The organism is Lysinibacillus sp. NPDC056232, assembly GCF_042267565.1.
Lineage (GTDB): Bacteria > Bacillota > Bacilli > Bacillales_A > Planococcaceae > Lysinibacillus.
On the sequence record NZ_JBHJTF010000015.1, the window covers coordinates 19158 to 41759 of the forward strand.

17 protein-coding genes are annotated in these 22602 nt (G+C 37.1%); 10 read left to right on the forward strand and 7 right to left on the reverse strand.

All coding sequences use genetic code 11. The annotated features are described in order from the left end of the window. Positions 1-28: 28 nt before the first annotated feature. Together ACFCYJ_RS12930 and ACFCYJ_RS12935 are read right to left on the reverse strand one after the other, a co-directional pair. Complete coding sequence (locus ACFCYJ_RS12930; RefSeq protein WP_376074344.1) at positions 29-292, reverse strand: hypothetical protein; 264 nt, start codon at positions 290-292, stop codon at positions 29-31. Between the two features lie 147 nt (positions 293-439). Beyond that, positions 440-1369, reverse strand: a complete 930-nt coding sequence (locus ACFCYJ_RS12935; protein ID WP_376074345.1) for an AEC family transporter — start codon at positions 1367-1369, stop codon at positions 440-442. A gap of 391 nt (positions 1370-1760) precedes the next feature. Between ACFCYJ_RS12935 and ACFCYJ_RS12940 the strand changes: the two genes are divergently transcribed. Further along, entirely contained in the window at positions 1761-3665 is a 1905-nt protein-coding gene (locus ACFCYJ_RS12940; protein WP_376074346.1) for an S-layer protein, read from the forward strand. 245 nt (positions 3666-3910) lie between these two features. Here ACFCYJ_RS12940 and hepT read toward each other — a convergent pair whose 3' ends face one another. Then, a complete protein-coding gene (hepT, locus tag ACFCYJ_RS12945; protein WP_483869482.1) occupies positions 3911-4288 on the reverse strand; it encodes a type VII toxin-antitoxin system HepT family RNase toxin in 378 nt (125 codons plus the stop codon). A 214-nt stretch (positions 4289-4502) separates the two neighbouring features. Further along, positions 4503-4907, reverse strand: coding sequence for a type VII toxin-antitoxin system MntA family adenylyltransferase antitoxin (mntA, locus tag ACFCYJ_RS12950; RefSeq protein WP_376074348.1), 405 nt, complete (start codon positions 4905-4907; stop codon positions 4503-4505). Between the two features lie 410 nt (positions 4908-5317). Here mntA and ACFCYJ_RS12955 point away from each other — a divergent pair, with 410 nt between their 5' ends. The 4 genes from ACFCYJ_RS12955 to ACFCYJ_RS12970 all read left to right on the forward strand — a co-directional run bounded on the left by ACFCYJ_RS12955 (position 5318) and on the right by ACFCYJ_RS12970 (position 9374). Further along, a complete protein-coding gene (locus tag ACFCYJ_RS12955) occupies positions 5318-6616 on the forward strand; it encodes a hypothetical protein (RefSeq protein WP_376074349.1) in 1299 nt (432 codons plus the stop codon). Between the two features lie 412 nt (positions 6617-7028). Further along, positions 7029-7286: a FeoA family protein gene (locus tag ACFCYJ_RS12960; RefSeq protein WP_079562812.1), complete on the forward strand. Its 258-nt coding sequence runs from the start codon at positions 7029-7031 to the stop codon at positions 7284-7286. Continuing rightward, a complete protein-coding gene (locus ACFCYJ_RS12965; RefSeq protein ID WP_376074350.1) occupies positions 7283-8008 on the forward strand; it encodes a FeoB small GTPase domain-containing protein in 726 nt (241 codons plus the stop codon). Before ACFCYJ_RS12960 ends, ACFCYJ_RS12965 begins: the two co-directional genes overlap by 4 nt. Continuing rightward, positions 7980-9374, forward strand: a complete 1395-nt coding sequence (locus ACFCYJ_RS12970) for a nucleoside recognition domain-containing protein (RefSeq protein ID WP_376074351.1) — start codon at positions 7980-7982, stop codon at positions 9372-9374. Before ACFCYJ_RS12965 ends, ACFCYJ_RS12970 begins: the two co-directional genes overlap by 29 nt. Before the next feature lie 57 nt (positions 9375-9431). Here the strand turns inward: ACFCYJ_RS12970 and ACFCYJ_RS12975 are convergent, their stop codons facing one another. Then, entirely contained in the window at positions 9432-10247 is an 816-nt protein-coding gene (locus ACFCYJ_RS12975) for a DeoR/GlpR family DNA-binding transcription regulator (RefSeq protein ID WP_376074352.1), read from the reverse strand. A gap of 360 nt (positions 10248-10607) precedes the next feature. Further along, on the reverse strand, positions 10608-12035 hold the full coding sequence (locus ACFCYJ_RS12980; protein WP_376074353.1) for a rhamnulokinase: 1428 nt from the start codon (positions 12033-12035) through the stop codon (positions 10608-10610). A gap of 158 nt (positions 12036-12193) precedes the next feature. Between ACFCYJ_RS12980 and ACFCYJ_RS12985 the strand changes: the two genes are divergently transcribed. From ACFCYJ_RS12985 to ACFCYJ_RS13005, 5 genes are all read left to right on the forward strand, one after another. Continuing rightward, positions 12194-12871, forward strand: coding sequence for a class II aldolase/adducin family protein (locus tag ACFCYJ_RS12985; protein WP_376074354.1), 678 nt, complete (start codon positions 12194-12196; stop codon positions 12869-12871). 198 nt (positions 12872-13069) lie between these two features. Then, positions 13070-14509, forward strand: coding sequence for an aldehyde dehydrogenase (gene aldA / locus ACFCYJ_RS12990; protein WP_376074355.1), 1440 nt, complete (start codon positions 13070-13072; stop codon positions 14507-14509). A 58-nt stretch (positions 14510-14567) separates the two neighbouring features. Beyond that, positions 14568-15644 (forward strand): alcohol dehydrogenase catalytic domain-containing protein, encoded by a 1077-nt coding sequence (locus tag ACFCYJ_RS12995; RefSeq protein ID WP_376074356.1) that lies wholly within the window; start codon positions 14568-14570, stop codon positions 15642-15644. Positions 15645-15965: 321 nt separating this feature from the next. Further along, on the forward strand, positions 15966-17255 hold the full coding sequence (locus tag ACFCYJ_RS13000; protein ID WP_376074357.1) for an MFS transporter: 1290 nt from the start codon (positions 15966-15968) through the stop codon (positions 17253-17255). A gap of 59 nt (positions 17256-17314) precedes the next feature. Then, positions 17315-18094 carry an SDR family NAD(P)-dependent oxidoreductase gene (locus ACFCYJ_RS13005; RefSeq protein WP_376074358.1) on the forward strand — a complete coding sequence of 260 codons (780 nt, stop codon included), beginning with the start codon at positions 17315-17317 and terminating at the stop codon, positions 18092-18094. Between the two features lie 66 nt (positions 18095-18160). Here ACFCYJ_RS13005 and ACFCYJ_RS13010 read toward each other — a convergent pair whose 3' ends face one another. Beyond that, the gene (locus ACFCYJ_RS13010) at positions 18161-22570 is read right to left on the reverse strand and encodes an S-layer homology domain-containing protein (protein WP_376074359.1); all 4410 of its coding nucleotides are present in this window, start codon (positions 22568-22570) and stop codon (positions 18161-18163) included. Between the last annotated feature and the right edge of the window lie 32 nt (positions 22571-22602).

Sequence of the window (22602 nt, forward strand, 5' to 3'; positions counted from 1 at the left end):
ATTGCTAATAGATGGAAGCTTCATTTGATTATTTTTGGATTATCATCATAACATGTGGTTGATTTCCGTTCCGGCTGGGCGCTTTGTTGCTGTCGCTTCGCTTTCGCACAGATAAAACATTTGCCGCTAACGCTTCGCTTTCGCGCAGAGCAGAGCTTCCTGGGGGCGTCCGATGAGCCGCTTCACTCGCGTTGCTCGCTCCAGGGTCTCGGGCCAACATGATGTTGGTCACGAAGGCGTTATCACAGGACGTGATGGTTTTAGCCTTCGTTCCTCTATTGCTAATCCCCAAGGAGTCGCCCAGCCTCCACTCCAATCAACTTCTATACATGGATATGTTTTTAACAAATATAAATCCCTAGCTTTTAATTCAGAAGAAAAGCTCCTAACTCCTGAAAAGCTTTCTACCCTATCTTTTATACTGTATAGCACCCAACTGTTAGGTAAACAACAGTTCCGCTACATAAATGACAATCGTCACTGTAATACAGCTCACAATCGTTGAAAATAATACTGTTTGTGCAGCAGTTGCCGATTCTACGTCATATTCTAATGCCAGACTAGAGCTATTTCGCGAAGTCGGGAACGAACTAGCTATAAAAAGGGATTGTGCCACGACACCGTCAAGACCAAGCGCAAAAATGATAAGCAAAGCTACGGCTGGCCCTATGATTAGTCGTGTAAAACAGCTAATGTATACCATCTTATTGAACATGGATTTGATTTCAAGCTGTGATAGTTGTGCCCCTAAAGTTATTAATGCTACAGCGATAAAGCCATCTGCCACATGGTCTATCGGAATTTTTACGAACTGCGGAATAGGAATATTAAAATAGTTCATAGTAACGCCAATAATAAGTGCATGAATAATAGGCATTTTGAGGAAGTCCTTCAAAATTGACATGCCTGATTTTGTTGAAGAAATTAAATTGTACAAGCCGTAAGTATACGTCGTCATATTTTGAAAAATAACGAGAATAACCTGAATCGCTACCCCAATTGGCTGGGTCACGAAAATCATTTGCGCAACTGGAATACCGTAGTTGCCTGAATTAATGAGGACAACGCTATTTTTAAACACCGCAGCCTCTGTTTTTACTAAACCGAGCCCCTTTGTTAGAAAGTGACTAAGCATCATTTGGCTTCCAATAAAGAGTAGAATAAAAAACGCAACTTCCCCAAGCACAGACAGCTCAATACTCGTTTCATATAAATTCACAAAAACAGCTGCTGGCATAAAGCAATATGTAATAAGTTGAGATAGCGCCTTTAAATTAAAACGAAATTTCCTTTGTAAAACTGCGCCAAGTACTAGAAGCACTAAAATCGGAGCTACAATTTGAAAGAAAATCATGCCGAGATACATCATAGCGATGTCCCCCTTTCCTCTCCTATAGTAGTGCTGTTTGTATGCTTGGTCAATGTACCTCACCGTTAACTCATCACTCATAATAAGGTATTTTTTCTGACCACACGAAACTCATTAGGTGTCTTTAATATCGTTAAAATTAAATAGTAAAGGTAATCCTTTTGAATATTGTGGAGCTTTAAATAAGGGTGATTTCCGTCCCAAGCCATCCAGTTTTGCACAAAAAATCTGCCACCCCGCTTTTAGATTTACTGAGATAATTTAGGTTTTTTTGATACCGAAAGAGGGACTATGACTTTATGTAATAAATAGTAAATTACAAACCAACGGTACTAAATAAGGTAAATATATGATATATTACCCAATAAATACAATGATCGGGGTGACTAAAATGAAGAATAAAGTATTAACTACTTTTATGGCTACTGCTATTACAGCAACCTTAGTGCTGCCAGTGTCAACTGCAAATGCCGCTTCTAATGATTCATCTTTAAACCACTCAATTCACATGGATGGGCAGGTAGCTGCAGCCAAAGCAAAGGGGCAAAGTGTGACCATTACCAATATTACTAATGATAAAGTACGTACATCCATTGGCCAATTTAACATTAGTAAGTCATTAAAGCCCCTCTTAAAAGCATCTAATAATGCTGCGTTGGCAAATGCTGAAGCTACTATAGTCGTAAAGAACGGGGAAATTACAAGTATTTCATCGCTAACACTAACTAAAGCTGGAACAAAAAATAAAGCGGTAGATTTTGATGGCGGTGATGCGCAAATTGATGGAAGCCTAACTGTAAATGCTGATTATGTAAAAGTTCAAAATGTCACTATTAAAGATGAGCTTATTGTCACTAATCGTGTAAAGAAGGCAATTACAATTGATGACGTTACTATTGGGGATACAATTACTTTTAGACCTTTATTGACTAAAAATAGTAATTGGTTAAATGCTTCTCTAAAAGATATTAAATCTCCAAACATTAACTTAAAGCGCACTAAAGTAAGTGTGACTTCTAACAAAACTATTTCGAAAGTCGAGGTAGTTGGTAAAGTTACTGCATTTGAAGTAACGGCCAATGTTGATAAACTTATTATCGATGTTGAGAAAGATTTCAGCCTTTACGGCAAAGGTAAAATTGAGCAAGTGGTTGTCAAGCATGGGGCAAAGGTGGCGTTAAATTCAGGGCATCTAATTAACAAAGTACAGGTGGATGATAAAAAAGCCTCTGTGGCATTACCAGTTTTGAATAAAACGGAGCTAAGTAATTTAGTAGCTTCACCTCCGTACGTTACAGTATCTGCTAATGGGTATGACGTTTCAACAACTGAGAAATGGACAACGCAGGCTGAACGTACAACATTCGAATCTGCCGTAAGTAGCGCAAGAGCAGTAGTTAATAATTCTTACGCTTCTCAGGAACAAGTAAACAATGCTATTACACAGTACAAAACTGCATTAAGCGTTTATCAATCTGTGCAAAAATATGGAACAAAATATGTCTATGGTGATAAGTCTTCACTACAATCGCTAATCTATTCTGTTCAGTATGTAACGGTTTCTTGGAACAATGGTAATGATATAGCATCCTATGTTCCTTGGACGACTCAAAGTGAGAAGGACGCTCTATCCTCTACCGTTTCATCTGCTCAGTATGTTGTCAATAATAACTATGCAACACAGTCTGATATCACAAACGCTATTAACAATTTAAACTACGCTATCACCGTTTATAAGAATGCGCAAAAATATGGTACTTATCAAACGAATGCCGATCGATCTGCCCTTATATCACTTATTAACTCTGTTCAGTATGTAACCGTTTCTGTGAATGGCTCTGAATTATCCTCCAATGTAGTTTGGACGACGCAAAGTGAAAAAGATGCTCTAGTTTCTGCTGTTTCATATGCACAAGGTATTGCAAATAACGGCTCCTCGTCTCAGTCAGAGATTTCGTCTGCCTATAATTATTTATATAATGCCATTTCAACCTATAGGAGTAATTATAAATCCGGTGTGAATTCCTGGCATTACGTTGATAAATCTTGGCTAGCATCACTCATTAATTCTGTTCAGTACGTAAAAGTTTCTGCGAATGGAGATGGCTCTGATATCCCCTACTATGAACTATGGACAACAGAAAGAGAAAAACGTAGTCTAGAAAAAGCAGTTCAACACGCTCAATCCGTGGTCAATAACGTCTATGCTTCTGCGTACGACGTGACAGATGCTATTAACAAATTAAACAAGGCCATCGACATCTATAAAGATGCTCAACGTTCAGGTAAACAATAAAAATTGAAAAGGGCTCGGCACAAAGCCAAGTCCTTTTCAAACTCAAAAAAATCAATTATGCCTTGGGAATCGTGACGTCGGCTTCGATAACACCGGTTCTAAAAAAGCAAACAAGCGTCAGTCTCGTTAATACCGAGTAACGCCTAAAGCAATTGTTCGGTGATTAAGTCCGTCATTTCGGCGGTTCTATCCGTTTTACACTACATAACAACAGGCTAGAAAGTTTCTATAGCCTGTTGTTTCTTTTATAAAAGCAATATTGCCTCTGTATAGGTTTTAAAATCACTTAAATGATTCTCAATAATTGCTTGAAGTATATCTAAATCGATAGCTTGATAATCGTGCACAGCAATATTTCGGAACCCAACCATATTAATTATTGTTTTAGCCAATGCATGGTCAATAATTTCATTTTCCTCAAGATACTTGAATGCTTCGCGACTCGTTTTAGGCAAACCAAACGTTAAATCACTAACAATATGCATTGCCAAATCAATACTAGCTTCACACGCACGTTGAATATTCAAAATGATACTATCCTGTTTCGTAATGTCTTGCAAATTCTCAAGATTATCACAATACACCTCGTTGACACGGTTCACACAGCGTTCGATTGTTGCAATTTTATTTAACTTCTTTCAGCGGGTGTCCAAACATCCGCTGAAAGAAGGGAACTCAGGCTAATACCTTCACATCCTGTGAAAACGCCTGAGTGACCAACATCGTGTTGGCCCAAAGCCTCCGGCGGATGTCACGCAATCAGAAAGGAGTTCTTTGTGCATGCACAAAGCCGATTCCGGACGCAATTATGCCGAGGCATAATTGATAACAACATCATTATTCACCATAGACATTACCCCTCTCTTCAATTGCTTTCAGAATTCCTGCACGTTGTTCATTTAATGTCACATACATTGATAGAGCTTTCATTCGTTCCTTCACAAAGGTGCTTTCATCTTGGCAATCAATGACTCTACCACTCGAAAAAATTTGTGCTGCAAACACTGTATCAATTGATTTCATATCAACTAAATCGACATCCACATTACAAGACTGTGCAATTTCTCCAGCTAACAGAAAACGTTCATAACCTGAGAGCGGTTTATCTGCAAAATATGCAATATCCAAATCACTATCTTCACGTGCCAAACCCTGCGCATAAGAACCAAAAACAATAACAAACGCTGGATTAACAGCCAAGGCTAGCTTTTCAACAACTACCTTCTGCCAGCTTTGTTGCAAATAAAACACCCCCGCTCCTTATTAGATTCATTATAACAAACTCTCCCCTTCGTATAAGGTTTCTAACCGTCTGTTCCAGGAGTTTATCCATTAGTTGGTAGGTCCTATCCCTCTCTCTTAAAATAGCTACTTGCTTTCTATTCATATTTTTCATAAGTACATAAGACACAAAGTATTTAAAAAATATACAACCAATTTACCTATTCACTTAAAATATACATAAAAGAATCTCGGGATATGATAAAATTGGTTTGCCAACATATATTAGGAAATTCCTGTCTAGACACGACTCTTTTCGGCAGGTAAATAATAAACCATTTCACAAGACAATCAAAGGTTTCAACCAGGGTAAAAGACCTACATATTACCCATCACACTTATCCAAAACCAAATAGGAGGTTTCCCGTATTATGAAAAACAAAAGAAAATTAGCCTTACTAGCCCTAGTTGCGGTCCCTTCACTAATCTATACTGCACCTACTACGTCAGCATCAGCTGCTAATATTACTGGCCATTCAAAAACTGCTTACATATACGATTATACTTATTACTACAACGCTAACGTTTCGAATGTTGTTCGACTTATTTCAAACATTAATGATACAACAGCTTCGTTCCAAACAAGTTTAGAAGCAGCCAATAAAGCCTACGATGAGTTAACTGAAACGGAAAAACAATATGTTACGAATTATTCTACGTTGTCAAATCATCGTCAGACAAAAGTTGCGTACCGTAAGCTTGCTGACCAAATTGAAGAGAAATTAGCTTCAGTGGAGTCAACTTCTGTTAATTACTACCAAAACGTTATGGAAACGAAGGATTGGTACAATACGTTAAATGCAGCCCAAAAGTCCTTTGTGAGTGCGGAATCACAAAAAATACTGACATCCTATATCACGCCTAATACATCTATCGATAAAGTGGTCAATAAAATCCAATTATTAAACTCTTCTCGCATTACCTTCCATCAAGATGTTGCTGATGCTAGAGCTGAGCTTAATGCACTTCGCAGATTTACATACGTCTATTTACCTGCTGGTATCGAAAAAATGTTATTAGATGCTGAACAGCTTGTTGCGAAGGATAAGGCGGCAGCTAAGGAAGTAGAAAACGCTATTGCAGCTTTATCGCCTAAAACGTCTACTGCTCTAGATGTACAGGCAGCGAAAACAGCCTTCGAGGCTTTAACACCCGTGCAGCAGCAGCTTGTACCAAACGTCTGGACTTTAGTAGATTTTGTTAATGGAAAATATGATTTACCTAAAGGGCACGGGTCAAAAAAGCCAATTTTATCGGATACAGCAGCCGTACCAGGTAAAACTACAGCTATGACTAAAAACAAAAATACCTATACAGCAAAAATAAACGTTGCCGACACGGAAAATACTACAGATCGCTTCGTTTTAACAACGAAATCCAATATGACTGTTATTATTCCACCACTAGGAACTCTTCTTAATGAGGATACTGGTGTTATGGAAATTAACATTACAAAAAATTCGAATCGTATCACATTCCAGGCAACATTAAATAAAAAACCAGTTGAATTTGAGGCGAATATGGAGATCATTATCAATAATTTGTCACCGAATGCCTCCATCGTTCGTACCAATACCTTTGGCAAACCAGTACCAGCTGATTATACAGTAGAAGGAAATCGTCATTTCATTCAAACAAATACCTCTGCTTCATTCCAAATCCAAGACTGATCTCCAAATAAAGAAAAAATCATGACCCTCTGCCAATTAGCAGAGGGTTTTATGTTTTATTGCTCTGCTATTACTTCTTCAAGATCCCCTCTTATGTTAAAAATTACATAGGCACCTGTAACGAAAACCCACTTTCATTAATACATCATAATAAGGACCTTTTCATAGCATTACATCAAAAACTTTGCCCGCTTTGTATGCTAAACAACTCCCCTTTTTCAACATTTCTTTGTCCAACAAAAATGAGCCATTATTCCCTTCATTAGTACGCTCTTTTATCGCGTTATTTCATAAAATTTTCAGAAAACCATTGACAATTGTCATAAAACAGGGATAATCATTAATAAAGTTTCCTTAGAGAAACAATATGAAGTTCGGGAAATATTATTATAGAGAGGAACAAAAAATTCATATGGAAAAAACATCATTGAAACCACTTTCTGAATGCTCGTTTGGAGATTGCTTTTTAATAAAAGAAATAAACATTAAGGGTCCTTTAAGAAGAAGATTATTGGATTTAGGCTTTGTAAAAGGCGCAGAAATCTCTGTTCTTCGTAAAAGCCCTTTAGGAGACCCTGTTGCTTATCGCGTAAGCAATACGACGATTGCGTTACGGAATGATGAAAGCTCAATGATTTTGGGCGAAATTGTTAGGGGGAATACAAAATGAGCATAAATAGAATTGCTTTAGCAGGTAATCCAAATACCGGTAAAAGTACATTGTTTAATACATTAACAGGATTGAAGCAACATACTGGGAACTGGCCAGGGAAAACGGTTGTTCATGCGGAAGGATCTTTTGAACACAAAGGAGAGCAATATGTACTCGTGGATTTACCCGGGACCTATTCTCTATTTTCCAATTCAGCAGATGAAGAAGTTGCAAGAGACCATATTGTTTTTGACCAGCCGGATGCAACGATTGTTGTGCTTGATGCAACATCATTAGAGAGAAATTTAAATCTTGCGCTCCAAGTTTTAGAAATGACTGATAATGTCATCATTTGTATCAATTTAATTGATGAAGCGGAGAAAAAAGGTATCCGAATTGATGAAAAGAGATTAGCTCGTGAACTAGGAGTCCCAGTCGTAAAAATATCGGCAAGAAATAAAAAAGGTATTAATCAGTTGTTGGATACATTAAGTCAACTGGTGAATGGGACAATTGTGACAACTCCATATCGCATGAAATATTCGAAAGATATAGAGGAAGCCATTACAAAGATAGAATCGAAATTAGAAGGTTATTTTGATGATAAATATCCATCGAGATGGGTAGCCCTTCGCTTACTTGATGGTGATGAGGAATTGATCTTAAAACTGCAAAATCATAAGAATAATAAACAGCACGAGGTGAGAACGAATGGAGTCCCAGTCAGTGTTAAATCATAATTCACTTAAGGGCATTTTAGCTGAAGTGAACGAGGTTTCGAATGAGGATATTCGAGATGAAATCGTTAGTGATATTTATACTAAAAGCAAATCTTTATGTAAAAAAGTAGTATCGCAGCAACCTGCAATGTACAGATCTGATAAATTAGATGAAATTTTCACATCCCGCATTTGGGGATTCCCTATTATGCTTATCTTGCTTGGGACTGTCTTTTACATTACTATTGCTGGCGCAAACGTACCATCTGATATGTTAGCAAACTTATTTGGCTATTTAGAGGGTAAGCTAACCATTCTTTTTGAAGCAATGCACGCACCAGAATGGCTACATGGTATTTTAATACTCGGGCTATTTAGAGGTACCGGCTGGGTTATTAGTGTTATGCTACCGCCAATGGCTATATTCTTCCCTATGTTCGCTCTATTAGAAAACTACGGTTACCTACCGCGAGTAGCATTTAATATGGACCGTTTATTCAAACGAGCAGGTGGACACGGGAAGCAGTCATTAACAATGGCAATGGGCTTTGGCTGTAATGCGGCTGCTATTCTGTCTACGAGAATTATAGAATCTCCTCGTGAACGAATGTTAGCCATTTTAACGAACAATTTTGTTCCTTGTAACGGGAGATGGCCAACACTTATTTTATTAGCATCCTTATTTATGGTAACTGGTTTTTCAGGTGCAACAAGTACACTTGTAACATCGGCCATTTTAATAGGATTTGTTATGTTGGGCGTCGTTGTAACATTATCTGTTTCATGGGTCCTTTCTAAAACAGCTTTAAAGGGTGTACCAACCCATTACACATTAGAGCTTCCACCATTCCGAAAACCAAAGTTCTGGGATACAATTTTAAGAGCAAGTATTGATAAAGCATGGAATGTATTAAAAAGAGCGGTTATCGTTGCAGCGCCTGCCTCTATTTTGACTTGGGTATTCGCCAATATTTACGTTGGTGATACGAGTATTCTAATGCATTTTGTTAACTTTTTAGAGCCGTTTGGTCACGCTCTTGGTATGGATGGCTTTATAATGGCTGCATTTATTCTTGGGCTCCCAGCCAATGAAATTGTTATCCCTATCCTAATTATGGCGTATTTATCGCAAGGAGCTATGCTAGAAATTGAGGATTTATCGAAGCTAAAACAAGTGTTTATTGACCAAGGCTGGACTTGGCTCACAGCTTTAAATATGATGTTATTCTCACTGCTACACTTCCCTTGCGGAACGACTTTAGTCAATATTTATAAAGAAACAAAAAGTCCAAAATGGACATTTATGTCATTTTTAATTCCAACGGTTATTGCTATTGGCGTAACCTGGTTGACGGCGACAGTTGCTCGAGCGTTTGGTTGGGTGTAATGATGGGAGGGGCTGCTTAAAAGCCCCTCTTTTTTATTCTTGAATACACTAAGGTATTCAATATATTAGCTGGACATGATCTGTTTTTAGTCTCTCTATCCATTCCGCGGATGGTTTTTTGTCTGTTACAAGAACATCGATATCACTAAGATCAAATAGTTTTAAAAATGCTGCTTTATTAAATTTAGTGTGATCTACTAGTAAAAGATTGACCTTAGAATTTTTAAGCATACATTTTTTTAATTCCGCTTCAGGCTCATTAGATTCTGTAATACCATGTTCCAGCGATATCCCCTTACAGCTAAATACATGGATATCTGCAAAATATCTATTAACGGTAGCTTCTGCAGCAGGGCCTACTAAGGAAAGTGATTTTTTTCGTAACTCTCCCCCTGTTGAAATAATTTGAAAGTGTGAATCGCTAAACTCATTTAATATTTTTATGGAATTAGTAATTAACGTTAAATCTTGTTTGTCATATAATGCTTTGACCAATTCTAACGCTGTTGAGCTAGGGTCAACCATTAATTTATCTCCATCTTTAATCAGATGATGTATTTTCGAAACTATTGATTTTTTTAAATCTATATTAAGAGAAGTCCTTGTATTAAAAGGTAAATCCTCTGAGCCGTTTCGGTTTATTACTGCCCCTCCGTAAGTTCTTGATACAATTCCCTTTTTATCTAATTTTTCAAGATCTCTTCGAATGGTTTCCTCTGTGACTGAAAATTTTTGGCTTAGTTCAGAGACATAAACTTTCTTTTCAATTTGGATTAAATCTATTATTTTTTGCAATCGTTCTTTTGGTAACATAATAAATCCCCATTTTTTCTTTTTATTTTCCCCTTCAAAAGTCGAAACTATAATTTCCAAGCAAGAGCGAAGGAAATATGCTCGTTTTGATATGATTATTTCACTAGTACATCTGATAATTTTCGCTTTGTTTAAATTGTACTTGGGAAAGAAGACAATTACAAAAATTAGTAACAATACTCGATTAGACAAGTGAAGAAGACAAAGCGAAAACTCCATATCGTATCATTACCTAGGTAACAATAACGATACGTGAATTTTCGCTTTTTCATAGTGTATTCTTCTATTTAAACTATTCAACTTCCATTCTTCCGTAAATATTTTTGTGAGAGAAAGTGTCTCTCTATACTAAGCAGAGCAGAGGGACGTTAATTGATTTAGTGGTACGTATGCTAAGAACGCAATGACTAATTACTACCTTCAAGATTGTGGTTCATATACCTTTAAGGAAACAGACCTTTTTATGATCTGTCTTATTTCTGAAAGAGTTGAGACCTCTCCTAAAGCAAATAGTTGAATCATAATATTTCCTAGAACACTAGATTCAACGGGACCAGCTATCACTTTCTTGTTTGTTACATTGGCAGTCATTTGGCATAATAATTCGTCTTGAATACCGCCTCCAACCATATGAATCTGTTTTATCTTTTTACCAGTAATATTCTCAAGGTTAAGTAATTGATTTTTAAATTCTTGTGTTAATCCGTTATAGATAGCAATTGCCCACTCACCTAGATTATCAGGTTTGCCTTGTTTTGTAGAAATGCAATAGGCATTAATAGCTTCCATAACATTATCCGGCGATAAAAATAAAGAGTGATTTGGATTAATAGAAAAGCTTTTATTCGATAATTTCGCAGCGTTAATAATATCAACAAAATCTATTTTTTTTGTAAATATTTCATTATAGTGTTTTTTTAATTGTTGCAATAAAAACATACCATTAATATTTTTAAGAAATCTGATTGTATTTAATACCCCACCCTCATTGCTGAAAGACTCTTTCAAAGATTGTTCATTAACTATAGGATTTTGAATTTCAAGTCCTAACAAAGACCAAGATCCACAAATTAAATAGGCGCTATCTTCATGTTCTAAAGGTATTCCAGCAACAGCACTAGCAGTATCATGACTTCCTACTGAAATAACTGGAACTGAATTACTCATACCGATTTTTCTCCTATGTTTTTTATCTAACATTCCGTAAATCTCGCCAGGAAAAATGATTTCCTGAAAAAGGCGTTTAGGAAATCCTAATCGCTTAATGATGTCAAAGTCCCATTGCTTGCCCTCTACATTCAATAGTTGACTAGTTGATGCAATTGTATATTCCGTCTTTTTGTTTCCTGTTAAAAAATGATTAAATAAATCAGGCATAAACAATAAGTGTTCAGCCTGTTGATTTAGTTCTGGGTTATTTTGGAATTCAACAAATAATTGATAAACTGTATTAAAGGGTAAAAATTGTATGCCCGTTTTAGAATAGAATTCTTCAAATTGAATTGGTGATTTTGAAGAAACACCTTCTGTCCTAGTATCCCGATAATGGAATGGCCAGTGAATAGGGTTTCCTTCTTTATCTAAAAGACAGTAATCAACTCCCCAAGTATCAATTCCGATACTATCAAACTCCAACCTATCCTTTGAAGCTACTTCTAATCCACTTAGTATGTGTTTATACAAAAGTTCAAGATTCCAATGTAAATGATTTTTTATTGTAACTGGTTCATTTTCAAAACGATAAATCTCTTCTAAGATGATCTTTTCTCCATCGTAAACCCCCGCTATTAGTCTTCCGCTAGATGCGCCAAAATCAAAAGCTAAACATTTTCTGTATTTAGTCATCATAATCTCACCATCCCTATTTCATTTTACTCCACTCCCTATCTTCAAAACAACACAAACAGACTTAAATAAAGAATTATATTTTTGTTTATGTTGACAAAGAAGAATTAAAAACATAGAATCTAATCTAAGATTTAGAAATTAGTAAGGAGAGGTTTTTAATGAATGTTTCAGAACAAGTATTGAAAGAGCAAATATGCGACTTAGGAAAAAGAATGTATATGAAAGACATGGGGGCTGCAAATGATGGAAACATTTCTGTTAAAATTTCAGAAAATTCTTTCTTATGTACCCCAACAGGAGTTTCTAAAGGGTTTATGACCCCAGATATGATATGCAAGATTAATAGTAAAGGAGAGGTAATTGAGGACAATCTATTAAACACAAAGCCATCCTCAGAAATTAAGATGCATTTACGTGTTTATGAGGAACGTTCCGACGTAACAGCAGTTGTGCACGCTCATCCCTTATATGCCACAGCCTTCGCTATTTGTGGTATACCGCTTAATAAACAAATAATGCCTGAATCGACTATTTTTTTAGGAGAAGTTCCTATAGCAGAATATGGGACTCCCTCCACAGAAGAGTTACCTAATTCAATCGTTCCTTACCTTCAAAATCATGATGCCATTTTATTAGCCAATCATGGTGCACTAACTTGTGGGATCGACTTAATGAGTGCTTATTTCAAAATGGAGTCCATGGAATTTTATGCGAAGCTTCTTTATCTAACTTCAGCAATCGGAGAACCAAAGGAGTTAACAAAAGAACAGGTAACAACATTGGTTCAATTACGTGAGGAAAAATTCAAAGTTCCTGGTCGTTTTCCTAATCTCTAGGGGTACACAAATAACTAGTTTTTTATTTATCAATTAGGCCTCAGCATAATTGCGTCCGGAATCGGCTTTGTGCTAGCACAAAGAACTCCTTTCCGATTTCTGTGACATCCGCCGGAGGCTTTAATTTATTTCAGCGGATGTTTGGACACCCGCTGAAATAAATTAAAAAATACATTTTTGCGAGGAGATGTAAAGATTATGAGAAAATATCAAATGTACATTAATGGGCGATTTGTTAGTTCTAGCTCAGGTGAGCAAACACAAGTCATTAATCCAGCAACGGAAGAAATTATTTCAGAGGTTCCTAAAGGGACTGTGGAAGATGTACGACTAGCTATTTATTCCGCTGAGAAAGCACAAAAGGATTGGGCCAAGCTTCCGTCTATTGAGAGAGGACGGTACTTGCAAGCAATTTCTAAAGAAATACGTGAAAATGCTCCAATTTTAGCACGCACAATATCAGAGGAGATGGGAAAGACTCTTTCCCTTGCTGAAACAGAGGTTAACTTTACTGCGGATTATATAGATTATATGGCAGGCTGGGCAAGACGCTATGAAGGAGAAATCGTACAAAGTGATCGACCAAATGAGCAAATTTTTATTCATAAAGAACCGATTGGCGTTATAGCTGGTATTTTACCATGGAATTTCCCATTTTTCTTAATTGCTCGTAAAGCAGCACCTGCTTTAATCACAGGTAATACGATTGTTCTAAAGCCAAGTGATTTATCCCCTAATAATGCACTAGAGTTTGCAAAAATCATTGATAAAGTAGGCTTGCCTAAAGGGGTTATCAATATCGTAACTGGTAGCGGAACGACCCTTGGACAAGAGTTGGCTGGCAATTCAAAGGTAGGAATGGTCAGTTTAACAGGAAGCTATAATGCTGGTGCTGCTGTTATGCGGGCAGCGGCAGAAAATATTACAAAAGTATCTTTGGAATTGGGAGGAAAAGCACCTGCTATCGTTATGGATGATGCAGATATAGATTTAGCAGTACGTTCGATTGTCGCTTCTCGTGTCATTAATACAGGACAAGTATGTAACTGCACAGAACGTGTTTATGTTCATAAAAACATTGCAGATGATTTTATTAAAAAAATAACAAAGGCAATGTCCGAGGTAACCTATGGAGATCCATTAATGAATAAAGAGATTGATATGGGACCTCTTTCTAGTAAAGAGGCACTTGAATCGGTAGAGAAAATGGTACAAGAAGCAGTTGCTAATGGGGCTACGCTCTTAACAGGTGGTAAGCGCTCTTCACAAGACAAGGGTTATTTTTATGAACCAACCGTACTTGTAAATGTAAATAATGAAATGGAAATTATGCGCCAAGAAATTTTCGGTCCTGTACTTCCGATCGCTACTTTCAATGACTTAGATGAAGCACTTGAACTAGCTAATGATTGTGAGTATGGCCTAACATCCTCTATTTTCACTCAAAATATAGATGTGACAATGCGTGCAAGTAAAGAATTAGAGTTTGGGGAAACATATGTTAATCGTGAAAACTTTGAAGCTATACAAGGTTTCCATGCAGGATGGAAAAAGTCAGGTATCGGTGGTGCCGATGGAAGACATGGCCTAGAAGAATATTTGCAAACCCATGTTGTCTATCTTCAAAGTAATCTTTAAATATAACAATAGATACTCAATTTTCAGAAAATACAGATAACTAACGAGGAGGATACTCATGTCAAATGTAGCTAGTAAAATGAAAGCGGTTGTATGCCATGGTCCCGGTGAATATTTACTTGAATCTGTGGATGTACCTTCTCCAGAAGCAGGTGAAGTCCTGATTAAGGTAGAGGCCTGTGGCATTTGTGCAGGTGATGTAAAAGCTTGGGATGGAGCACCAATGTTTTGGGGCGGAGAGGATGGTCAGCCTAGTTATGTAAAAACTCCAGTCATCCCGGGACATGAATTTGTAGGAACTGTTATCAAAGTGGGCAATGGCGTGACAGAGTTTTCTGTTGGAGATCGCCTTATTTCAGAACAAATTGTACCTTGTAATACTTGTCGATATTGTAAGCGCGGTCAATACTGGATGTGTGAAAAGCATGATATATACGGCTTTCAGTACAATGTGAACGGTGGAATGGCCGAATATATGAAGTTTCCAGTAAACGCTATTAACCATAAAGTACCTCATGATTTATCTATTGAAAAAGCTATTCTAATTGAACCTTATGCTTGTTCTATGCATGCAGTAAATCGAGCTAATATTCAAATAGGAGATTTTGTTGTCATCTCAGGTGCTGGAACGCTTGGACTAGGAATGGTAGCAGCTGCGAAACTACGAAGTCCTGGTACATTAGTAGTTTTAGATATACGAGACGATCGCTTGGAACTTGCCAAACAATTTGGAGCAGATATTGTTCTCAACCCTTCAAAGGTCGATGTAGTGGAGGAAATTAAAAATATGACAGAGGGTTATGGATGTGATGTTTATATAGAAGCAACTGGTGCACCCGCTAGTGTTATTCAGGGTTTACACGCCATCCGGAAGCTTGGGCGCTTTGTGGAGTTTAGTGTATTTTCAAGTCCAGTAACTGTCGATTGGAGTATTATCGGTGATCGTAAAGAGCTTGATATTTTAGGTGCGCACTTAGGACCTTACTGTTATCCAAATGTTATTAATGGAATCGCATCTGGTGCCCTCCCTACTGAGGGGGTAGTTACTCATAAACTCCCTCTAGAAGAGTTTCAGAAGGGTTTTGAAATGGTAAAAAGCGGAGCCGGCTCTTTAAAAGTTATTTTAATACCATAGATCAAAATTGGGTTCCTAAAAAAAATTACACTCAAAGGTTAGGAACCCTTGTCATTCTCGCATAGTTTTGTAGCGGAGCGACTACCATCGAATACTCCCCTCTTACAGGGGCGAGATAAATACGATTGTAGAAGCCTTTTTTGTAAGCAGACGGTAACTAAATTAAAGGTATTAAACTAAAGCGGCAATTAATCTGTCTGAAGTCAAATCGACTTAAAACAATAGCTAACTCCCCTGCCCCCTGCAGGTTCATGGCACAGTTCAAAACCGTGAGACACTAATCAAGGCGTAATGATAAAAAGGATTAAGGAGGGAAACATTATGAATCGTAGCTTAACTGCATCTCCATCAAAGAAGCAAGTCTTTGGTTTACCAATAGCATTAATTTGGGGATATATTGCCATTGCTTTCTTTATGACAGGAGACGGAATTGAACAAGCATTTTTATCAAAGTATATAGTTGATTTAGGGTTTTCTACACAGCAGGCCTCATTAGTCTTTACAGTATATGGACTCACTGTTGCCATAGCTTCTTGGCTTTCAGGAGTACTGGCAGAAATAACTGGGCCACGTCGTACTATGATCATCGGTTTTGTACTTTGGATTATTTTCCATATTGGCTTTTTAACATTAGGCCTTGAACCAAAAAACTATGCTATGATGCTTATCATGTATGGGATTCGAGGGATTGCCTATCCGATGTTTATTTACGGCTTTGTAGTTTGGATTGCATATGCTGCTCCAAAACAAAGATTAGCTTCTGCAATGGGTTGGTTTTGGTGTATGTATTCAGTGGGAGTAGGAGTCTTTGGTACATACCTACCAAGCTTTTCAATTCCTGCAATCGGATTTATGGGTACATTATGGTCGGCAATTCTCTTTATTGCCATCGGCGGCTTGATGGCGATGTTTTTAATAAAGGATGACTTCAATAGTTATAAAGAAAATACGACAAATGAAGGACCACTGCAAGAATTACTAAGAGGGATTACAATCGCGAAAAACCCACAAATCGTTATCGCTTCAGCTGTACGTATTATTAATCAAATCTCGCTCTTTGGTTTTGTCGTTATACTACCGATTGTTTTTACAGAGCAAATCGGATTTACGATGTCCGAATGGCTACGTATTTGGGGAGCTGTCTATGCAACAACTATTTTCACGAACCTAATGTGGGGTATTCTTGGAGATAAACTTGGATGGGTTAGACAGGTAAGATGGTTTGGTTGTATAGGTATGGCCATCGCTACATTAATTTTTTACTATTTACCGATATCCTTTGGACCAAATATTTGGGTTGGATTATTTGTAGCTGTATTCTTTGGATTTGCCATTGCTGCGTTCGTACCAATGTCGGCTATTTTCCCAACACTGGAACCATCTCATAAAGGTGCAGCAGTGTCCATGCACAATTTATCAGCAGGTTTAAGTAACTTTGTTGGACCAGCAATTGTAACAGCAATTGTGCCGATCGCTGGTGTTGAAGGGGCTATATGGACACTTACTATATTATATATAGTTGGCTTTATACTGACATTCTTTATGAAAGTCGATCAAAACATCAGTAAACCAGCTACAGATGACAATCAATCAATCGAAATTGCACATTAAATTTAGATGTATCCCTATTAATGAAAGCGGTAACATCAAATAAAAGGAAGTGTAAATATATGAGTATTTTAAATAGATTTAGTCTTAAAGATACGGTGTCTATTGTAACTGGAGGAGCAATGGGATTAGGAAAAGCAATGGCACTTGCTTTAGCACAAGCTGGTTCTCATATTGTCATAGCCGATTTAAATCTAGAGGAAGCCCAGAAAACAGCTAATCAATTCAAGCGTGATGAAGGAATAGACACTCTTGCGATCAAAATGGATGTAACCAATGAACAACAAGTCAATGATATGGTAACCAAGGTGTTGAAGCATTTCGGTAAAATAGATGTTTTATTTAATAACGCTGGCATCACAATTCATGAAAAAGCCGAAGAGATGTCATTTGAAAATTGGAATAAAGTCATCAATATCAATTTAAATGGAGTTTTTCTAGTATCAAAAGCTGTTGGCAAAGTAATGATTGACCAAAAACGAGGATCTATCGTGAATATCTCCTCTATGTCTGGCGTCATTGCTAATACTCCACAATGCCAATCTTCTTATAACGCATCAAAAGCCGGCGTGATTATGCTTACGAAAAGTTTAGCAATGGAATGGGCAAAGCATAATATCAAAGTGAATACAATTGCTCCAGGATACATGAAAACAGAGCTGACAAAGCCGTATTTTGAACAAGGTGGAGACATGATTGATACTTGGATGAGCCTTACCCCTATGGGCAGACCCGGAACACCGGATGAACTAGGTGGTATTGCGTTATACCTAGCTTCGGAGGCTTCGTCTTTTGTTACAGGAGGCGTGTTTACTGTGGATGGTGGGTATACTGCTTTGTAGTTGTTAATATTTGATGAAAAAAAGCTAGAGAATTCAACATAAGAATTCTCTAGCTTTGCTTCTTTTTTATGGTTTAGGTGAATACTGAATTTCCACATATTGTTGTGGGGTATGGCCTGTACCATTTGTCTCTTTTTGATAAGCCCAAACAATATTTCCATATTGATCTTTTGTGAATAAGAATACTCTTTGACCCGTTTTAAACACATTCTTAATCCCTGGATCAGTAGATGGATTAGCTACAAGAGGTAAAATTGCACTTCCATCTGCTGCTTTTTTTACTGATCCTTTACCAAATGATAATATTCCATTATCGGCTGGTTTATTATTTTTAACACTATCTAATATTAATTGTGGATCTAATGTTGTTTTATTCGCAGCAGTAACCGCATAGAAGTATTCTTGGTTTAATTCAAGCAGTGTCAGAATGTTTACAGAAACATCCATTGTTGTTGAATTATATTCTGCTGGTACGCCGCCAATATTTCCTGTTAAGTTAGCATAACTCATCGTGTTATATGCATCTTTACCTTGATATACATACTTACCGAAGTCAGCTATATCAAACTTATTACCCTTATTATCTGAAATAATGTAGTCACGTGCTTCATCTTTCATCTTAACGGTAAATGTTCTATCCGCTGTACCTGAGGCAGTTGGTTTAATAATTAACTGACTCTCCTCTGTTGTTGCTGTACCCTGTGTATACTTAACAAATTGATATTGTGAGGTAATATCTTTGTTATCTTCGTCTGTAATTGTTAATAAACTTAGATCTTTAATTGAAGAATCGCCATTTTCATCACGCATGATGGCTTCACTGAATGTAATCGTAAACGTATCATCTGGATTACGATATACAATATTACGTTTCTTTTCTTTATCAACTGTCATTTCGAAACGTGGTGGTGTGCCATCGGAATAGAAGTCTTGTTTCATCCAACCAGCATTTGTTTCATCGTGATTGTCTCCGTCTTCATTGGCTTTATACACAGTAAAGTTACCATACGTATCCTGTGCACCTAAATAAACAACATATTCGGTATGTGGTGTTAAAGTAACTCCTGGCATATCTAAAGTTCCCGACGCACCTTTTCCACTTTTTGTGACTGAAGGACTTGATTTAAGTTTGTCTTCTAATGTTTTTCTTTCTGCTGCCGTGTTAATAGTTAGCTTTGCATCTGGATTATCTGTTCCATCCGCGTTTTTCTTTGGTACGAACCAGTAATGAAGCTTTGTTGTCTCATCTGTACTGAAACTTACAGTGGCTTTCGTATCATCATAACCTTTAGTAGTACCAGACTTCACTGCTATCTCGGTAACTAATGGTGCTCTTGAGTCCCCAAATATTTCTTTAGAAGTTATTTTAGAAAGTTCGCCGCCACGGTCTTTTAATATCATATGAACCGAATAGCTTATAAATGGATTTAGTTTATCTTTATCAATAACAATCGGGAATTTCTTTGTATCAGCTTCTAAGTCGGCTGGACCAGAACCAATTTCAATATATATATCTTTTCCACCTATTTGGAAGTACCCTGATTTTAATGATGCTTCATTCGCAAATTCATTATAGAAATCTCTCTCCGTGATACCTTTATCTTTTAAATATTGCTCAAATGTTTTTGTTTCTCCATTGTCTTCGACTGTATCAGGTAACACCATGTAATAGTACGTCCCTGCTTTATTTGGCTTAAATTCTACCTCAGCTCGTTTATATTTTTCATCTTGATCTGGCTTCCCAATAACGTTTAATTCTAGAATCTTTGGTGGAACATAATTTTCATGCACATATTCTGCAAAGTTCCGAACAGTTTTACCAGGTTCAACAGTATTGGCATTTTCAAATTCATTGTCTGCTAAATCCTTAACACCAGGTAATACTGTTACACGTAATGTATCTCCATAAACAAAACCTGTTTCTGATGGAATGGTTAATAATACTTTTTTATCGCCTTCTTTATATTCTACAGCAGAAGGTTTAATTTTTTTCTGTCCTGTCGTATTGACGATAACTGTTCCTGATAAATCGTAGTTATTTACATTTCGTGCGCTTTCAGGGTCTAATGCTTCATTTAAATAAATGTAGAATTGATTTTCCTTTCCAGCGGCAGGTTCAAGCTTCGTCTTCTCAACGTATGGATTGATATTATCAAGTTCTAGCGTTGTAAATTTCTCCACTGCAGCAGGATCTTTTGAATAATTACCTGAATCATCCTTCATCACTACATAAAGTTGATACTTTGTTTCAGCCTCTAAACCCGTTAGAATTTCAGTAATTCCAAGTTTCCCTGCAACTGCCTTACCCTTACCTGTTGGTTTAGCAACAATATCTGCAGTAGTTGGATCAGCTGCAGTCGTCTCTTTACGAACGTAGTAGTAATAGTCTCCTGGTTCACTCGCTGTAAATGTAAACTCTGCACGTTTTCCTCCATGTAGAGGTTTAACTGTTAAAGATTTAACAACTGGCGGTGTTCCATCTTTCATTTGGAATGATTGTGATTTAATATCCGAAACATTTTTCGCTCCATCAACGACCATCACATAAACAACATATTCTTTTTTCTCACCTAAATTAGAGATTTTAATAGTGTTTTTGCCATTCACTGCTGCGCTTGTTCCATTTGCAACATTGTCAGTAGAAATGCGATTTACCATTTCTTTTTTCGTTGGTGCATCGGCTTCTTTTTCGCGAACAATATAGTAGTAGGTTCCAACTTTATCTGAAGTGAAGTCTACCTGAACATCACTACCATTTAAAACTGTTACATTCGTAATGTCGATTAACGGTTTTGTTTTATCAGCTGGATCCTGTTTATCAATATCGTCTTTATCGACTGGTTTACCGTCTTCATCTACAATATTGCCGATATTATCTTTATCCTCTAAGAAGTCGTCGAAGATATTATTCGGTCCCTCGCCCTTCGGTATAATCACTTTGTCAATATACGTGTAATCTCCAATATCAACCCAACCGTATACATTATCAACATACAGAACACCTACACGACCATCTAGATATAGCTCTAAATCTGTATAGCTATTGTAGTTAATCCAGTCGATATTGCCATCTCCGTAAATTGTTAGCTTCGTTTCTGTATCAAGGTTTAGTGTGCCGATATTTCCTTGAATCTCAAATTCACGAACAGTCCCGATGATGTCTACTCGTGGTAGCTTCATATTTGTTTCGATTTTTGTACCGCTTTGAGAGACAACTAGGCGTGATACAGTGCTGTTATAAAATTCAATATGTTTTTCAACATTTTTCATCGTCACTTTATCTTTAGACCAGTTCTCAAATGGCTTGTTTTTATCAGGATTTTTGTCGGAATTCTGATCTGTCCAATCTTGAAGATCTTTTGCTGGACCATTATTGGATGAGGACGAGCCTTCATCATTTGGATTATCTGGATTCGACCAGTTGATAAATGCAGTATTGGTGCTTGCTATACGGCCAAGAGATAATGGCTTATAGTAGGAAACGCCTAATTGTAAAGGTGGACGGACCGTTTCGTTGACAAGCATAGTGCCAGTCAGTGTAACATTTGAGAATTCAATATAGTTCCCATTAACAACGATTGTCGCGCCGAAGGACTTATGATCGCCATCGAACTCTAGAAATCTTGAGCTTGTCCCACTTGCATTCAATGTAAGCTTTGATACAGAGCGAAGAGTTTTGCCTGAAAAATCCCCTTCAATAAGCGCACCTTTTAATACCGGTGCATTATCTTCGTTAAAAATATGCGAGAGACTTTTTGGTACCGAGTATGGATCGCCATTTATGTAGACAGTATTGTCTTCAACATCTGTAATTTTGAAAGATGTGGCATTACCTTTTTTCTCTTGTGAACGCACAATAAAAGATGCGAATTGTCCACGTGTAACCGCATTATGTGGTGAGAAAGTGACAGGCGTTGTCCCTTCCGTAATCTTTAAATCTACTAAACTTTGGATATAGATAGCGTTGCTTGTTTCGCTAGTTACATCTTTGAAACTATTGTTGTAATTAGAGGCTACCTCAAATTTAAAGCCAAGCACTAAAATTTTCGCTAATTGCCCACGTGTCATCACTTCATTCGGCATAAATGTTCCGTTTGAATAGCCAGACATGATTCCTGCATTTTGTAAGGCAGCTATATACTTGTAATATTCACTATTTTTTGGAACGTCTTTTAAATATGGATCTTGTACATTTTTCAAATCTAATTTTAAAACAGTCGCCAGCATTTTTGCCGCCTGACCACGTGTTACACTTTGATTTGGTCGAAAAGTTTTGTCTGCATACCCATCAATCGCACCTTGAGTGTATAATTTTAAAATATCGTCATAATGACTTGAATATGGGTCAACATCCGTAAATGGTGAAGAAGCTGCAGCTGCCTTTTGTGGTGGTGGCACTACAACAGCAATCCCACTAGTAGCAAATACAGTTGCTATAAGTGCTTTGTTCACTTTTTGGATTTTTGTTTTATCCATCCCATTCTTCCTTTCATCTATGTATTTGATAC

Bases quoted from the DNA above. Each gene is read 5' to 3' on its own strand.
- ACFCYJ_RS12935 (WP_376074345.1), bottom strand. From the start codon at position 1,369: ATGATGTATCTCGGCATGATTTTCTTTCAAATTGTAGCTCCGATTTTA.
- ACFCYJ_RS12940 (WP_376074346.1), top strand. From the start codon at position 1,761: ATGAAGAATAAAGTATTAACTACTTTTATGGCTACTGCTATTACAGCA.
- ACFCYJ_RS12955 (WP_376074349.1), top strand. From the start codon at position 5,318: ATGAAAAACAAAAGAAAATTAGCCTTACTAGCCCTAGTTGCGGTCCCT.
- ACFCYJ_RS12960 (WP_079562812.1), top strand. From the start codon at position 7,029: ATGGAAAAAACATCATTGAAACCACTTTCTGAATGCTCGTTTGGAGAT.
- ACFCYJ_RS12965 (WP_376074350.1), top strand. From the start codon at position 7,283: ATGAGCATAAATAGAATTGCTTTAGCAGGTAATCCAAATACCGGTAAA.
- ACFCYJ_RS12970 (WP_376074351.1), top strand. From the start codon at position 7,980: ATGGAGTCCCAGTCAGTGTTAAATCATAATTCACTTAAGGGCATTTTA.
- ACFCYJ_RS12980 (WP_376074353.1), bottom strand. From the start codon at position 12,035: ATGATGACTAAATACAGAAAATGTTTAGCTTTTGATTTTGGCGCATCT.
- ACFCYJ_RS12985 (WP_376074354.1), top strand. From the start codon at position 12,194: ATGAATGTTTCAGAACAAGTATTGAAAGAGCAAATATGCGACTTAGGA.
- aldA (WP_376074355.1), top strand. From the start codon at position 13,070: ATGAGAAAATATCAAATGTACATTAATGGGCGATTTGTTAGTTCTAGC.
- ACFCYJ_RS12995 (WP_376074356.1), top strand. From the start codon at position 14,568: ATGTCAAATGTAGCTAGTAAAATGAAAGCGGTTGTATGCCATGGTCCC.
- ACFCYJ_RS13000 (WP_376074357.1), top strand. From the start codon at position 15,966: ATGAATCGTAGCTTAACTGCATCTCCATCAAAGAAGCAAGTCTTTGGT.
- ACFCYJ_RS13005 (WP_376074358.1), top strand. From the start codon at position 17,315: ATGAGTATTTTAAATAGATTTAGTCTTAAAGATACGGTGTCTATTGTA.
- ACFCYJ_RS13010 (WP_376074359.1), bottom strand. From the start codon at position 22,570: ATGGATAAAACAAAAATCCAAAAAGTGAACAAAGCACTTATAGCAACT.